The sequence below is a fragment of the Chryseobacterium luteum genome (genome assembly GCF_000737785.1).
Taxonomy (GTDB): Bacteria; Bacteroidota; Bacteroidia; order Flavobacteriales; family Weeksellaceae; genus Chryseobacterium; species Chryseobacterium luteum.
On sequence record NZ_JPRO01000001.1, the window covers coordinates 527,374 to 542,550 of the forward strand.

Annotated in this window: 15 protein-coding genes and 1 tRNA gene; 10 read left to right on the forward strand and 6 right to left on the reverse strand. The window is 38.7% G+C overall.

Annotated features, from left to right (window positions below; translation table 11 throughout):
- Positions 1 to 517: 517 nt before the first annotated feature.
- Positions 518 to 871 carry an ISAon1 family transposase N-terminal region protein gene (locus tag IX38_RS02450; protein WP_034701241.1) on the forward strand — a complete coding sequence of 118 codons (354 nt, stop codon included), beginning with the start codon at positions 518 to 520 and terminating at the stop codon, positions 869 to 871.
- 28 nt (positions 872 to 899) lie between these two features.
- Entirely contained in the window at positions 900 to 1,844 is a 945-nt protein-coding gene (locus IX38_RS02455) for an ISAon1 family transposase (protein ID WP_051884401.1), read from the forward strand.
- A 124-nt stretch (positions 1,845 to 1,968) separates the two neighbouring features.
- Here the strand turns inward: IX38_RS02455 and IX38_RS02460 are convergent.
- The 3 genes from IX38_RS02460 to IX38_RS02470 all read right to left on the reverse strand — a co-directional run bounded on the left by IX38_RS02460 (position 1,969) and on the right by IX38_RS02470 (position 4,148).
- Positions 1,969 to 2,042: transfer RNA gene (locus tag IX38_RS02460), tRNA-Asn, on the reverse strand.
- Between the two features lie 80 nt (positions 2,043 to 2,122).
- Positions 2,123 to 3,604, reverse strand: a complete 1,482-nt coding sequence (gene rseP / locus IX38_RS02465; protein WP_034701243.1) for an RIP metalloprotease RseP — start codon at positions 3,602 to 3,604, stop codon at positions 2,123 to 2,125.
- 103 nt (positions 3,605 to 3,707) lie between these two features.
- Entirely contained in the window at positions 3,708 to 4,148 is a 441-nt protein-coding gene (locus IX38_RS02470; protein WP_034701244.1) for a DUF6646 family protein, read from the reverse strand.
- Positions 4,149 to 4,252: 104 nt separating this feature from the next.
- Here IX38_RS02470 and IX38_RS02475 point away from each other — a divergent pair, with 104 nt between their 5' ends.
- Complete coding sequence (locus IX38_RS02475) at positions 4,253 to 5,005, forward strand: nitrilase-related carbon-nitrogen hydrolase (protein WP_034701245.1); 753 nt, start codon at positions 4,253 to 4,255, stop codon at positions 5,003 to 5,005.
- A 66-nt stretch (positions 5,006 to 5,071) separates the two neighbouring features.
- Here the strand turns inward: IX38_RS02475 and IX38_RS02480 are convergent, their stop codons facing one another.
- The 3 genes from IX38_RS02480 to IX38_RS02490 form a co-directional block, all read right to left on the reverse strand.
- Entirely contained in the window at positions 5,072 to 5,371 is a 300-nt protein-coding gene (locus IX38_RS02480) for a thioredoxin family protein (RefSeq protein ID WP_034701246.1), read from the reverse strand.
- A 61-nt stretch (positions 5,372 to 5,432) separates the two neighbouring features.
- Positions 5,433 to 5,804 carry a rhodanese-like domain-containing protein gene (locus IX38_RS02485; protein WP_051884402.1) on the reverse strand — a complete coding sequence of 124 codons (372 nt, stop codon included), beginning with the start codon at positions 5,802 to 5,804 and terminating at the stop codon, positions 5,433 to 5,435.
- Position 5,805: 1 nt separating this feature from the next.
- Complete coding sequence (locus IX38_RS02490) at positions 5,806 to 7,215, reverse strand: MBL fold metallo-hydrolase (RefSeq protein WP_034701247.1); 1,410 nt, start codon at positions 7,213 to 7,215, stop codon at positions 5,806 to 5,808.
- Positions 7,216 to 7,593: 378 nt separating this feature from the next.
- On the opposite strand from IX38_RS02490, the gene IX38_RS02495 reads away from it, so the two are divergent.
- From IX38_RS02495 to IX38_RS02525, 7 genes are all read left to right on the forward strand, one after another.
- Positions 7,594 to 9,120 carry a helicase HerA-like domain-containing protein gene (locus IX38_RS02495; protein ID WP_034701248.1) on the forward strand — a complete coding sequence of 509 codons (1,527 nt, stop codon included), beginning with the start codon at positions 7,594 to 7,596 and terminating at the stop codon, positions 9,118 to 9,120.
- Between the two features lie 18 nt (positions 9,121 to 9,138).
- Entirely contained in the window at positions 9,139 to 9,489 is a 351-nt protein-coding gene (locus tag IX38_RS02500; RefSeq protein ID WP_034701249.1) for a hypothetical protein, read from the forward strand.
- 13 nt (positions 9,490 to 9,502) lie between these two features.
- Entirely contained in the window at positions 9,503 to 10,726 is a 1,224-nt protein-coding gene (locus tag IX38_RS02505) for a 3'-5' exonuclease (RefSeq protein WP_034701250.1), read from the forward strand.
- Positions 10,727 to 10,798: 72 nt separating this feature from the next.
- Entirely contained in the window at positions 10,799 to 10,990 is a 192-nt protein-coding gene (locus IX38_RS02510) for a hypothetical protein (protein WP_034701251.1), read from the forward strand.
- A gap of 134 nt (positions 10,991 to 11,124) precedes the next feature.
- A complete protein-coding gene (locus IX38_RS02515; RefSeq protein ID WP_131368630.1) occupies positions 11,125 to 11,472 on the forward strand; it encodes a hypothetical protein in 348 nt (115 codons plus the stop codon).
- 285 nt (positions 11,473 to 11,757) lie between these two features.
- The gene (gene lysA, locus IX38_RS02520; RefSeq protein ID WP_185097667.1) at positions 11,758 to 12,957 is read left to right on the forward strand and encodes a diaminopimelate decarboxylase; all 1,200 of its coding nucleotides are present in this window, start codon (positions 11,758 to 11,760) and stop codon (positions 12,955 to 12,957) included.
- Positions 12,958 to 13,396: 439 nt separating this feature from the next.
- Positions 13,397 to 15,130: a thiamine pyrophosphate-dependent enzyme gene (locus IX38_RS02525; protein ID WP_034701253.1), complete on the forward strand. Its 1,734-nt coding sequence runs from the start codon at positions 13,397 to 13,399 to the stop codon at positions 15,128 to 15,130.
- Positions 15,131 to 15,177 lie beyond the last annotated feature (47 nt).

Sequence of the window (15,177 nt, forward strand, 5' to 3'; positions counted from 1 at the left end):
TCTGTTTATCTTATATAGTTGGCCAGTCGCAAAGGCGTAAATTAGATTATAAAAGCCGTTTTAAGGCACAAACATTTTATCTGCGATAAAATTTCTAACTTTTATTATAGAGTTTTTGCCGAAAATCTTGATTTTCTTGCGCCTGAAAACATCCATACAGTTTAAAGTTTTGCACCTTTGCGATTTTCCAACAAAGAAGTTTAAACAAATTCATTACTGGTTTTTATAAAGTGATAAAATTTCTTTTCAAAAAATATTATCACTCTGGAAGAATTTCTTTGAATAGTTTGGTTAAATTTGATTTATTGTCAAAATTGAACAATTAATAATGGTTAACCAATTACCCATTTGTGTAATTTTTTGAATAAGATGATTCTGATGAAATCTAGTGGAATACTAAATGGAAACCTCTATTGTGAGTATTAAGAAATATAGCGGTTCGAGAATTGTCAAAAAAACCCATAATGGATCAATCTCAAAAGTTGGGGAGAAAAATAAAAAGTGATAATTTTGTTGAATGTTAAATGATGCCGAACTCCTTAAATTATTTTTGCCGGAACTTCTGATTGAACATTTTGAAATTGTAAAATTTGAAGAAGAGAACAAAATTCTACATATTTATTTTGAGGAGAAAAATACAGCTCCGAAAGAGTTTTCTTTACTCATACTGCAGTCAAAAGGTTTTCTTCCGGAAATCATGGCAGATGACTTTCCTCTCCGGGGGAAAACCGTGAAGCTTCACATCAAACGCAGAAGATGGACGGATACAAAATCAGGACACATCGTCCAGAGAGATTGGAATCTCATTGCCAAAGGAACCCGCATGACAAGTGATTTTGCGGAGTTCTTAAAAAAAATCAGCCGATACTAGAGCGCTTCCCTGCAAAATAATTGGTGAGATGTACGGCGTGGATGGTAAAAAATTCCAAAGACAGTACAAACAAAACATCAGTAATTTTAGAGATTGGAGGCAAAAACCGCACGCTGAAGATTGGATTCTCTACCCTGAAAACCTCTCAACCCAGCTTTCTTTGGATGAAGTTGCCCTTTCTGATGGCGAATTGTACAGTGTGCTCACTTCCAAAAAAGCAAAAGGGAGAAAAGGGAGTATAGTTTCCATCATTAAAGGAACCAGGAGCGATACGGTGATAGGAAACCTTTTAAAAATCAATAGAAAATCCAGGTTGAAAGTAAAAGAAGTGACGCTCGACATGGCTGGTTCTATGAAGTTGATTGCCAAAAGATGTTTCCCCAATGCAGTACAGGTTGTGGATAGATTCCACGTTCAAAAACTCGCCACAGAAGCATTGCAGGAAATCAGAGTACAACATCGTTGGAAAGCCATTGATGTAGAAAACACAATGCTTGCAGAGGCAAAAGAATATAAAAAAAATCCTGAAATTGAAGTTTTCGAAAACGGCGACACCCGAAAACAACTCTTAGCAAGAAGCCGGTATTTACTCTACAAAAGCCGGGAAAAGTGGACTCCATCGCAAAAACAAAGAGCAGAAATCTTGTTCCCGGAGTATCCTGATTTAGAAAAAGCCTACAATTTATCGGATGGTCTGAGGAAAATCTACAATCAAAACATTCAAAAACCCGTGGCAATGCTCAAATTGGCACATTGGTTCAAGGAAGTGGAAGAATCGGGGTTTAAAACATTCTCGGTCCTTAAGAAAACTATTATGAATCATTATAATGACATTCTCAACTACTTTGACCAAAGAAGTACAAATGCTTCAGCTGAATCGTTCAATGCGAAAATAAAAAATTTCAGATTACAACTCAGAGGGGTAAGAGATAAATCATTTTTTCTCTTCAGATTAGCTCAGCTTTTTGCCTAGTCCCCAACTTTTGCACTTGATCCCCCATAATCTTATTCTGTACTTCGAACGTTTATGAGCGGATAGCTTTGTTTATGAAAAGACCACAAACGAAAAAAAGTCGCCAATTTGGCGACTTTTTTTGCTCCTCCTGCTGGGCTCGAACCAGCGACCCTCTGATTAACAGTCAGATGCTCTAACCAACTGAGCTAAGGAGGAATGTCCTTTGTTTTAAGTGGTGCAAATATAGGACGAATATTTATACCGTACAAATATTTTTTAGAAAAAATTCAAAAAAATTATAAGCTGCCTGTAAGTGCCTTAAAGATATCACTTCCAAAGATCAGTAACATCAATCCTAACAGGAAGATAACCCCGATCATCTGTGCATTTTCCAATACTTTCTGAGGAACAGGTTTCCCCGTAATCACTTCCCATAAAGTAAATAAAACGTGCCCTCCGTCAAGTCCCGGGATAGGAATAAGGTTCAGGAATGCCAACCAGACAGAGAACATTGCTGTAAAGCTCCAGAATAAGCTCCAGTTAACAGATACGGCCCCGTCTTTCGATCTCTCTACCGGCATATTCTTGATGATTGCCAGTGGACCTCCCACCTTCTTGTAGCCCTGAACTTTCTTGTTGAATACCAGTTTAAACTGTTTAACCTGATAGGTCAGGCTCTCAATACTTCTTGTAAACCCTCTTCCGACAGATTGTACAAAAGTAAAATGCTGTGTGTTAGCAAACTTTTCAAGCTGCTTGTAAGAAGCAATTCCTAACGTTCCTTCCTTAGAAACTTCAAGACTTAACGGTTGTAGTGCTCCAGCTCTTAATACCTCCATATTAATAGCTTTGCCCGCATTTTTTATAACGACATTTTGCAATTCATCATAATAATTGATCTTCTGGCCGTTCACTGAAATAACCTTATCACCTATTTTTAAACCAGCTTCAGCTGTTTTAGGATTCACAATCGTATCAATTACAGGGGCATATCTTGGCGTAAGGAATGCTCTGGGGTTTTCATCTTTGAAGGCCAGTGCTTTCCCGTCATCATTCGTGTTAAAAGTAACCTCTTTTCCTTTTCTTAAAACTGTTACCTGGTCACTTAATAAGATATCTAAAGACAGTTTATCCAGATTGTTCTGAACCTTTCCGTCTACTTTTAAGATCTTGTCACCATCTTCAAAACCCATTGCTTTGGCAACATTGGTATAATGCATAGGAGTTTCCACTTTGGTTGTATCAAAAGAAGTCTCTCCGTTAAAATAAGAAAGGCATCCGAAAATGATCCAGGCCAGGAAAAAGTTAACAGTAACTCCGCCCAGCATGATGATCAGTCTCTGCCATGCCGGTTTGGATCTGAATTCCCATGGCTGTGCAGGTTTTTTCATCTGCTCTTTATCCATGCTTTCATCGATCATTCCTGCAATTTTCACATAGCCGCCGAAAGGAAGCCATCCGATGCCGTATTTCGTCTGTTCAGGATGTTTTCTCCAGTCGCTGTCAGAAAGTTGTGATATATCGATAGGAACTTCTTTCTCTTTTCCGTCTACTACGATAGTTTCTGTGTCGGGAAGGTTTTTGGAGAGAAATTTATACTGCCATTTTCCGTTGATCTTCTTCATTGAAAAGATAGAAAACCATGGATCGAAAAACAGGAAGAATTTCTCAGCCCTGGTCTTAAACCATTTTGCCGGTAAAAAGTGTCCAAGCTCATGAAGAACCACTAAAATAGAAATACTTAGTATGAACTGGAAAATCTTGATTGCTAATTCCATTAATTAATTTTAGATTTTAATTTGCAAAGGTAACAATTATCAAAACTATGCCAAATAAAAAAGCCCCTCTAAATGAGAAGCTTTGTCATATATTGGGTTAATCTTACAAATTGAAAGAAACACCTATACTGCCGTTGTTGCCGACTTCTGCAAAAACGCCCACTTTCTCCGTGAAAAAGTAACGTGCTCCGATGTGTGCTCCAATTCCGAAATCCTTACCCAGCACGCCAACATCTACCCCCGGATAGATGTCCCATTTGGAGGACAGATCAAGGGCTTCCTGAAGATGGAAATTCAGTCTTCCGAAGACGAAAACACGGTTGTCTTTATCATGATCTTTATAATCACTAAAATAAGCATTAAGTCCGGCTCCTACGGATATCAGCTTATTCAGCCCGTAATCATAAGTCCCCGTAACCCCGGTTCCGTATCCCCACGCACTCAGTCCCAGCTGGATCTTTTGGTCGCCTTTACCTGTGTACGCCTGCGCATTGGCTGTTGTTCCGAAAAAAGCGATCATCAGCACAAAAAACAATTTCTTCATAAACTTTACTTTTATTAAATGATAATAATGAAAATATCCTCATCAAAAATAGAACCGAAATCATTGGAAAATCGTATTTTTATTGAAGTTATTTAACAAAGTTTATGAGAATTGCAGGACTTAATTTAGATATTGTCTGGAAAAATAAAGGCAAAAATTTTCAATTGATCGAAGAACAGCTTAAAGATCTGGAAGCAGACATTTTCCTTCTGCCGGAAATGTTCTCTACCGGTTTCTGCATGGATGCGGCTGAAGTTTCGGACAGACATGAAGAATCCCTGGAGTTTCTGAAAAAAATGTCAAAAGAAAAAAATGCAGCCTTTTGTGGAAGTGCCCCGGTAGAGCAGGGCGGACGTTTTTATAACAGAATGTATTTTGTGCAGCCTGGTTCCGAAGCTGTTTTCTATGATAAAAGACATCTCTTTTCTTTTTCAGGAGAAGATCAAGTGTATTCTCCGGGACATAAAAGGGTGATTGTGAACTATAAGGGGTTTAGAATCTTACTTCAGGTGTGTTATGACCTTCGTTTTCCTGTTTTTGCAAGAAATAATGATGATTATGACGCCATTTTGTATGTTGCCAACTGGCCTGAAAAGAGAGTGGGAGCCTGGGAGCATCTGCTAAAAGCACGGGCCATCGAAAACCTGTCTTTTGTGTTTGGGCTCAATAGAATTGGAACAGATGGGAATCATCTTTTTTATCAGGAAAGCTCACACTGCTTTTTTGCAGACGGGAAGGAAATTTCCCAAAAGAATGGAAATATAGTTTCCGCAGAATTGAGTATGGACGAATTAAAGGATTTCAGACAACACTTCCAGTTCCTGAATGACAGAGACCGGTTCTCAATTCAATTATAATTTTAGACCATTAAGGTTTTCTCAACAGCTCTTAATGGTTTAAAAAAAACTGTGAAAAATCACAGTTTAAGAATATTGTTTAAGCAGTTCCGTGAGTGTATTCACATCATGTACACCGCTTTCTTTCCATAAGAGTTCTCCGTTTTTAAAGACTGCCAGAGTAGGAACTCCACGTACACCGTACTGTGCTGCCAGAGCAGGATATTGGTCTACATCTACTTTAATGATTCTTGCTCCTTCACCTATGTTTTCCTTTACGGTATTCAACACAGATGACTGTACTTTGCATGGCTGGCACCAAGTGGCAAAAAAGTCAATAAGTACAGGCCTTTCCGAATTAATGATTTCCTGAAATTTTTGTGACATAGTTTTGGTTTTTTATTTAAATCATTAAGATTCAAGAATAAATCTTAATGGTACAGTATTTTTATTTTGTAAACTTTTTCTCGTCCTGAATTGCTTTCACATTTTTCCAGGTGGTTCCATCATAAGCTTCCACGCCGTTTTTCTTTAAGATTTCCATAGCCTGATCAGCCTGAATTCCCATATTGCAAAAAACAACCACTTTTTTACCTTTCAGAGAATTAATATTGTTCTGGATTTCAGCTAATGGAATATTGACAGCCCCTCTTGCTGTTCCCGCTTCATATTGTTCAGGTATCCTTACATCGACCAATGTGACATCTGAACTGTTGACTATTTCCCTGATGTCTGCCCTCGGTACCTGGCTTATATCTGCTGTTTTACAGGCTGATAATGTTAAAATCGTAGCCATAAATGCAAAAAGCTTTCCTTTCATCTTACAGCGTTTTTGATTGGCATACAAAATCTGTGGTAGGTAATTTTTCTGTCTTTTTGATGCCGTTGAATCCTCCTTCTATTTCAGTGAAATTTCTGATTCCGTGAGAGTTAAGTACGCTTGCTGCGATCATGCTTCTGTACCCTCCGGCGCAGTGAAGAAAGAAATGTTCAGAATCATCAATGGTTTTTACCCAATCGCTGATGGCATCCAGTGGTTTGTTGAACGCATTGTCAACATGTTCAGCAGAATATTCGCTTAATTTTCTTACGTCAATTACTTTGGCATTTTCTGTGAATTCTTCTGCAAATTCAGCAGGGGAAATCCTTTTGATCTCATCAGTTTCTTTACCTGCATTTTTCCAGGTGCTGAAACTGCCGTCCAGATATCCCACAACATTATCAAAGCCCACTCTGCTCAGTCTTGTGATGACTTCTTCTTCAGTACCCTCATCACTTACAAGCAAAATAGGGTGTTTTACATCTACGATCATATTTCCTGCCCAGGGAGCAAAATCTCCCCTAAGGCCTATGTTGATAGAGTTGGGAATAAATCCTTTATGGAATTCCGCAGCACTTCTGGTATCCAGAATTAAAGCTCCGGTTTCTTCTGCCAATGCTTCGAAGTCTTCTGCAGTAACCGGATTTAGACCTTTATTCATCACTACATCCAGGCTTTCATATCCGTCTTTATTCATTGCTACGTTCATGCCGAAGTATTTCGGAGGAGCGGTAAGGCCGTCAAGAACTTCTCTGATGAAAGATTCTTTGTCCGGCTGATTAAGTGCATAATTGGTTTTCTTCTGGTTTCCCAATATATCCACTGTTTCCTTCTGCATATTCTTTCCGCATGCAGAGCCGGCACCATGAGCTGGATAGACGGTTATGCTGTCATCCAACGGTAAAATCTTGTTGTGAAGGCTTTCATAAAGGATCCCTGCAAGATCTTCCTGAGTAAGATTGGTCACTTTTTGGGCAAGATCAGGTCTTCCAACATCTCCTAAAAATAATGTGTCGCCGGTAAAAATAGCCGTTTCAGTGCCATTTTCGTCGATTAGAAGATAAGTGGTGCTCTCCATGGTATGTCCCGGAGTATGCAGTACTTTTATTGTTATGTTCCCGATCTCAAAGATCTGGTTATCTTCAGCAATGATAGCCTCAAATGCAGGCTGGGCAGTAGGTCCATAAACAATAGGAGCTCCTGTTTTTTTACTTAGATCCAAATGTCCCGAAACAAAATCAGCGTGGAAATGGGTCTCGAAAATATATTTTAAGGTAACATTATCTTTTTCAAGGCGATCCAGATAAGGTTTTACCTCTCTCAGCGGATCAATAATGGCAGCTTCATTCTCTGATACAATATAATAGGCACCCTGAGCCAGACAGCCCGTATATATTTGTTCAATTTTCATTGGGATCTTTTTTAAATTTTAGATAAAGATACGAAGTATTAGATGAAATGTGAATGAAATGTTAAATTCACACGATAGTTTCTTTCAATTATTAAAGAGCAGCAAGCCGTAAAACCCTTTGTTTTCAAATGAGAAGCAGGAAGTTGAGACAGGCTGTTGATAAGACTGTTTTTTATCATGTTTAAGATATGAAAATAATTATGTAGTGCTGTTTTCAGGGATGTTTTTTAATTCCCTTATCTTTTGACAGACTAGAATTTCAGGTGATGGATTTAAAAAGTAATTTCTCGGATATACCCCTCATGTTATTTTCTATTATTACTTTAGTGATGAGATATTTTATAAAAAATTTTATATTTATAAGTTTAAAAAAATCAGATGGCAGATAAAACACAATTTATTGAAGAACTAAATACAAAATATACCCCGAAAGGAGAACATATTATATTGGGAAAAGGAATGCTGAACGGGGAAGTGGTACCGGAAGTCAATGTTACCATTCCTCTGAAAACAATCAACCGCCACGGCCTTATTGCGGGGGCAACAGGAACCGGTAAAACAAAAACGCTTCAGGTTTTTGCAGAGCAGCTTTCACACGCCGGGATTCCTTCTCTTGTTTTGGACATTAAAGGCGACTTTTCCGGAATAGCGGAGGCTGGCCAGATGAATCCGGTGATCGAAGAGCGATACGCAAAAACGCAGCTTCCTTACAACCCGCAGGCATTTCCGGTAGAGCTGATGAGCATTTCCGGCGGAAAAGGAGTAAAATTAAGAGCTACCGTTACAGAGTTTGGTCCCGTTCTGCTAAGTAAGATCCTTGAACTTAATGATACCCAGCAGAGTATTATGTCAATTGTATTCAAATACTGTGATGATAAAGGACTTCCGTTAATTGACTTAAACGATTTAAAAAAAGTACTACAGTATGTAACCGATAATGCACAGGGAAAAGCTGAACTGGCTGCCAGCTACGGATCCATTGCTCCTGCTTCTTTAGGAGCTATCCTCAGATCTATCGTTGCGCTGGAACAGCAGGGAGCAGCCGATTTCTTTGGTGAACTGAGCTTTGATGTTCATGACCTTCTCGAAACCAGAGATGGAAAAGGGGTTGTAAATATTTTAAGAGTAGCGGAGATTCAGAATAAACCGCAGTTGTTTTCCACATTTATGCTTTCGCTTTTTGCCGAAATTTATATGACCTTTCCTGAAGAAGGAGACAGCGGAAAACCTAAACTGGTCCTTTTCATAGACGAAGCCCACCTGATCTTTGATGAATCTTCAAAAGCCCTGCTTTCACAGATAGAAACGATGGTCAAGCTGATCCGTTCCAAAGGTGTCGGAATTTATTTTATCACACAGATTCCTGGTGATGTCCCGGAAAATGTGCTGTCGCAGCTTGGCTTGAAAATACAGCATGCGTTGAGAGGTTTTACTGCAAAGGATAAAAAAGAAATTACCAAAGCTGTTGAAAACTATCCTACAACAGAGTTTTATGATGCATCCAATCTGATTCAGAATCTTGGGATCGGGGAAGCATTTATAACTGTTTTGGACGAAAAAGGAATTCCTACACCTCTCGTTCACACCTATCTGATCTCTCCGGAATCAAGAATGGATGTTCTTAACGATGCTGAAATCTCGGAACTGACAGGAAGATCTTCTTTAGTCGCAAAATATGAACAGCCTCTTGACAAAGAATCGGCTTATGAGATACTGACAGACAGAATGGAGCAGGCGGCTCAAAACCCTGCACCAACCCAGAAGACAAAACCGGTGAAAGAAGAGCCGGGAATGTTTGAACAGGTACTTCAAAGTAAGGCAGGCAGGACTTTTACCAGCACTTTAATGCGGGAAGGAGCAAAGGCTCTCCTTGGAATGTTCGGACTTGGCGGAAGAAGGAGATAGTTTTTAAAAATAATTTTGATGAAAAAAATAGCTTCGTTTTATTTTATAGGTTTAGCTGTTTTGAATTTAATTATGGACAGTTTACATTCAAAATTTAGCTTTTTTGATGTAATTTTTATTATTTTAGCGGGATTGCCCTTTCTGATCGACAAAAAATGGTTGTATCAGTTGTTTGGCGGACTTGTTTCAATGGTTGGTCTGTATATTATGTTGGCCGTTTTTGTTTCAAATGTCAAAGATGTTCAGCAGGATCAGGTACAGGCACTTTGGGCCTATGGCATGGGTTATGTAATAAGTTTGGTAACCTTGTTCTTCGGAATGGTAATGACGGGGTTTGTTGGCATTAATTTAAAAAAATCAATTATATAACAGTAATTTTGTAATGTATTCGATTATAGATATAGAAAGTAATGGTGCAGGTTATAGACATGAATGCATTATAGATATAGCCATCTACAGGTATGATGGGCAAAAAATCACGGACCAGTTTATATCTCTCGTTAACCCCGAAAGTGATATTACCCCTTTTGTGCAGAAGTTGACGAGCATCACTCCAAAAATGGTAAAAACCGCTCCAAAGTTCCATGAAATAGCAAAAAGAGTTATTGAAATTACCCAAAATACCACTTTGGTAGGTCATAATATTGACTTTGATTACAGAATGCTGCGTCAGTCTTTCAAAAGGCTTGGGTATGACTTTCAGACCAATACTTTAGACACCATTCCGCTGGCGAAAAAAATGATTCCGGATGAAGTAAGTTATTCATTGGGCAAGCTGGTAAAGTCCTTGGGAATCCCATTGACGAACCATCACAGGGCTGAAGGTGACGCAAGAGCAACATTGGAACTGTTCAAACTTCTGATCTCAAAAGACACTGAAAATGAGATCATCCAGAAACAGCATGACGAGACCAACGCTAAAAGCTATATAAATAAGATCAAAGTCCTCACCCAGGACCTTCCCAATGAAAAAGGCTTTGTCTATTTTCAGAATGAAGCCGGGAAAATCATTTTGTCGGATTACGTTCAGGATATCAATAAATTCTCTAAAAAAGTTTTCAATTCCAAATCCAAAAAATGGGAACAGATCCAGAAAGATGTTGAACAGATCAATTATGAGCTTACAGGAACAGATATCATTGCAAAGCTGATCCTTAATTCTAAAAATATCAAAAAAAGGGATGCGTTTCCGTTCGGACTTTATTTTAGAAATAATAAATACATTGTTGAAAAGAACCAACTGAATAAAACAGAGAAACCGATTCTGAAATTCAGGTCGTTTACCCAGGGAACAAAAGCGGTTCAGTTCATCAGCCTACAGGAAGAGTTTAATGACATTAATGTTTTCATGAAAAAAATTGATTTCAGAAAAAGAAATGAACTTTGGCTTGGGCAGGGAAGAAAACTGGGTGAAAAAATGTTTCTGATCATTGAAAACGGGAAAATCATGTCTTACGGGTTCTATGATCTGTTTACGCAGATTCAAACGATGAGCAAGATTGCGAAACTGAAAATTGATCTCCCGTTATCTTCTACGGATCTTCATAATGATCTCCAATTAGCATTGTTGCGGGGTGACTTCGAAACCTTACCGTTACCGAAATAAAAATTTCTGATCAGTGAAATTTTGATTTTTATTATATTTGGATTGATTTTCAGATAGTCAAAAATCCCAATTATGATCAGTCAAAAATTAGTAAGTGCTCTTGTATTGAGTGTCTTCACCTGTTTTTTATCAAAAGCGCAGAAGATAGCATTAAAAGCGGCGGATGTTGCTCCGTCTCAGGTAACTGTCAAAGAAGCAAAGTATAAGAATAAAAATGCTTTGGTTTTAGAAATTCAGAGGGAAGTGACCAATGAAAGACATTAGCCGTACTGAAAAATACAGATTTTCATAATGGCATCATTGAAGCAACGATTTCCGGACAGCCCAATTCTACCGCCAGTGAAACGGCTCGTGGATTTATAGGTATTGCTTTCCGGGTGGCGGAAGATATTTCTAAAATGGAAGTCTTTTATTTGCGCCCTACCAACGGACGTGCCAATGATCAGGTTCGCAGGAACCATTCTGACCAGTATATTTCCTGGCCTGGATATCCATGGGAAAAATTAAGAAAAGAAACTCCGGAAAAGTATGAGGCTTATGCTGATATGGCGCCGGGTGAATGGATAAAGGTAAAAGTAGAGGTAAAGGGTGAGACGGCAAAACTTTATGTGAACGGAGCTTCCCAGCCAACACTTATCGTTAATGACTTAAAACAGGGCGGAAACCTCCGGGGAGGAATAGGACTTTGGATTGGACCGGGAACACTGGGGCATTTTACTGACCTTAAAATAACAAAAGAAGATTAATAACATTTACGAATTTAAAAGAAAATGACAGGTTTTATAGGGTGCGCTTATGTATTGATTTAGAGACGGTGCCGTTAATTTTCCTGAAGTAAAAAAAATAAATAGTACTTTTGCAAAAAATAATAAAGAAGCAATGCAAAATTTTAAACAAAAACAAACCGGAAAAAAGGGAGCTGTAAAGTTTTCAAAGGTTTGGAATACGTAAAAGAGTTGCCTTGCATAAAAATAAGTAATGTGGCAGACTCTTTTCGAAGAATCTGCCTTTTTTTATGTTAAATTAAAATTATGAATTCAAAAGAATTACTAAAGATTGCCAATGAGTTTGGTACACCGGTGTATGTTTACGATGCAGAATCGATTAAAATTCAATACGAAAAACTTACATCTTCTTTTTTAAAACACACCAAGTTCTTCTATGCAGCGAAGGCATTGACAAACATCAATATCCTTAAGTATGTCAAGAACCTGGGTGCTTCTTTGGATTGTGTATCTATTAATGAAGTGAAACTTGGATTAAAAGCAGGATTTCCGAAAGAAAAAATATTGTTTACTCCAAATTGTGTTGACCTGGCTGAAATAGAAGAAGCAATGACCTGCGGAGTTCATATTAACATTGATAACATTTCTATTCTTGAGCAGTTCGGGAATAAATACGGAAATACATATCCTATTCTTGTAAGGATCAACCCGCATATTTTTGCAGGGGGAAACTATAAAATTTCAACGGGACATATCGACAGCAAGTTTGGAATCTCCATCCATCAGGTTCGTCATATCGAAAGGGTGATGAAAAGCACCAATCTTAACGTGGAAGGCCTTCATATGCATACAGGAAGCGAGATCAAAGACCCGGATGTTTTCCTTCAGGCTTTAGAGATTATGCTGGAACTTTCCGAGCATTTCCCTAATCTGAAATATCTGGATATGGGAAGCGGTTTCAAAATTCCGTACCAGGACAGCGAAGAAGAAACAGATGTAAAAACTCTGGGTAAAAAAGTGGAAAAAGTTATTTCGGAATTCTCAAAATCCACAGGAAAAAAATTCGAACTATGGTTTGAACCGGGAAAATTCCTGGTAGGGAAAAGCGGCTATCTTTTAGTGAAAGCAAATGTGATCAAGCAGACGACAGCTACCGTCTTCGTTGGAGTAAACTCAGGGTTCAACCACTTGATCCGTCCTATGTTCTACGATTCTTATCATATGATCGAAAACCTGTCTAATCCTAAAGGTGCCGAAAGGATCTATACCGTTGTAGGAAACATCTGTGAAACCGATACATTTGCCTGGGACAGAAAACTGAATGAAGTACGAGAGGGCGATGTTTTAGCGTTCCACAATGCAGGGGCCTACGGTTTTGAAATGAGTTCAAATTTCAACTCAAGATTAAAACCAGCTGAAGTCCTGTTCTTAGACGGAAAAGCTCACCTGATCCGTAAAAGAGATGAATTTGAAGACTTGTTAAGAAATCAGATAGAAGTAATTTAAAATCAAGTATAAATTATAAGAACTCCGCAGTAAAATCTGTGGAGTTTTTTGTTTCCGGGATAAGGACTAATAAACGCAATAACATTTCATTCATCTGATTTTTAGGCTGAATAAAGCCGTTTCACTTACAAATAAGCAATACAAGGGAAGTATTTTATATTTCTTTACTGAATAAAATGTCCTTGTTTTCCTTTCCAATAAGATAAAATTGATTTCACGAATTTTCTTATTCCAAATCCAGGTTAAAAACACTTAATGGTGAGAATTTTTCTTTTACAGTTATTCCAAATAAGTTGAAATTTTAATGCCGTACAGACATACAATTATAATTTATTATCTAAATTTGAGTGTGGTAAGGATTTTTTAAAGACCAATATTTATCATTCCGTATCCGTTCCTCCATTCTATAACCGATATCAATACCAAAAAAATAGTAATTATGGCCAAAAACATAGCAGAGCAGATTGTTGAAATGCTCGAAAATGCCAATGTGAAAAGAATTTATGCAGTAACAGGTGACAGCCTTAACCACCTTAATATTGCCGTTAAAAAAAGCAGCATCGAGTGGATTCACGTAAGGCATGAAGAAGTGGGAGCATATGCGGCTGCGGCAGAAGCTGAGCTTGACGGGTTTGCAGTATGCGCGGGAAGCTGCGGTCCGGGACACGTTCATCTGATTAATGGAGTCTATGAGGCGCACAAATCTCACGTTCCAATGCTTGTCATTGCCTCCACAATTCCCAGCGATGAAATGGGAATGGATTACTTCCAGGAAACCAATACCATAAAACTGTTTGATGACTGCAGCCATTATAACCAGATGATTACAAGACCTGAACAGGTACAGAGAACACTGCAGACCGCTATTCAGCATGCTATTTCCAAAAAAGGAGTAGCCGTAATCGGTCTTCCGGGAGACGTATCAGAAATGGAAGCCGAAGAAGGGTCTACTTCTACCCAGATATTCAGGACCAATCCAGTATTAAGACCTTCCGATGATGAATTGAAAAGCCTTGCGGCCTTAATTAACGAAAGTAAAAAAGTAACACTATACTGCGGAATCGGAGCAGGAGAAGCCAATGCTGAGGTAATAGAACTGTCAAAGTTTTTAAAAGCCCCGGTAGGCTATTCTTTCCGTGGAAAAATGGCCATTCAGCCGAATAATCCCAACGAAGTAGGTCTTACAGGGCTGCTCGGATTCCCGTCCGCTTATCATGCCATGCACGAAGCAGATCTTGTGATTCTTCTCGGAACAGATTTCCCCTACCAAAAATTCATGCCTGTAAAAAATAAAATCGTTCAGATCGACGAAAGCCCGGAAAGATTGGGAAGAAGAGCCAAACTGGAGTTAGGTCTGGCAGGAGATGTGAAAGAAACAATCAAAGCTTTACTACCCTTGCTGGAAGAAAAGACAGACAGTCATTTCCTGAATGAGCAGCTTGCATTTTATGAAAAAGTAAAAGAAAACCAGCTTGCCTACGTGAAGGACTTTGGAAAAGAAAATGCCATTCAGCCTGAATATGTTGCCCATACCCTGGATAAGCTGGCTAAGAAAGATGCTATTTTTACGGTAGACACAGGGATGTGCTGCGTTTGGGGAGCAAGATTTATTACAGCAACCGGTGAAAGAAAAATGCTGGGTTCCTTTAATCACGGATCTATGGCGAATGCTATGCCGATGGCTATAGGAGCATCTTTGGCTCATCCGGACAGAGAAGTGATTGCGATGTGCGGGGACGGCGGGATTTCAATGCTTTTGGGAGATATGGCGACCATCTTTCAGTATAAACTTCCGGTAAAACTGATCGTTTTCAATAACAGAACCCTTGGAATGGTAAAGCTGGAAATGGAAGTTGGCGGTATGCCGGATAACGAAACCGATATGATCAATCCGGATTTTGCAATGGTTGCGCAGGCAATGGGATATCCGGGGAAAAATGTTCACCAGCCTGAAGAGGTGGAAAGTGCCATTAAAGAATGCCTGGCCTATAATGGACCTTATCTTCTTAATATATTTACCAATCCGAATGCGCTTGCCCTGCCTCCGAAAATAGACTTTGATCAGGTCATGGGAATGACGAAATCTATGGCCCAGCTGATGCTTGGTGGTAAGATGGAGGAAGTTCTGGAAACTGTGAAATCCAATTACAAGCATATAAAAGGACTGCTGTAATAATTTATCAGGAATTAAATACCGTAAATAAAATAGAAAACTTCAGG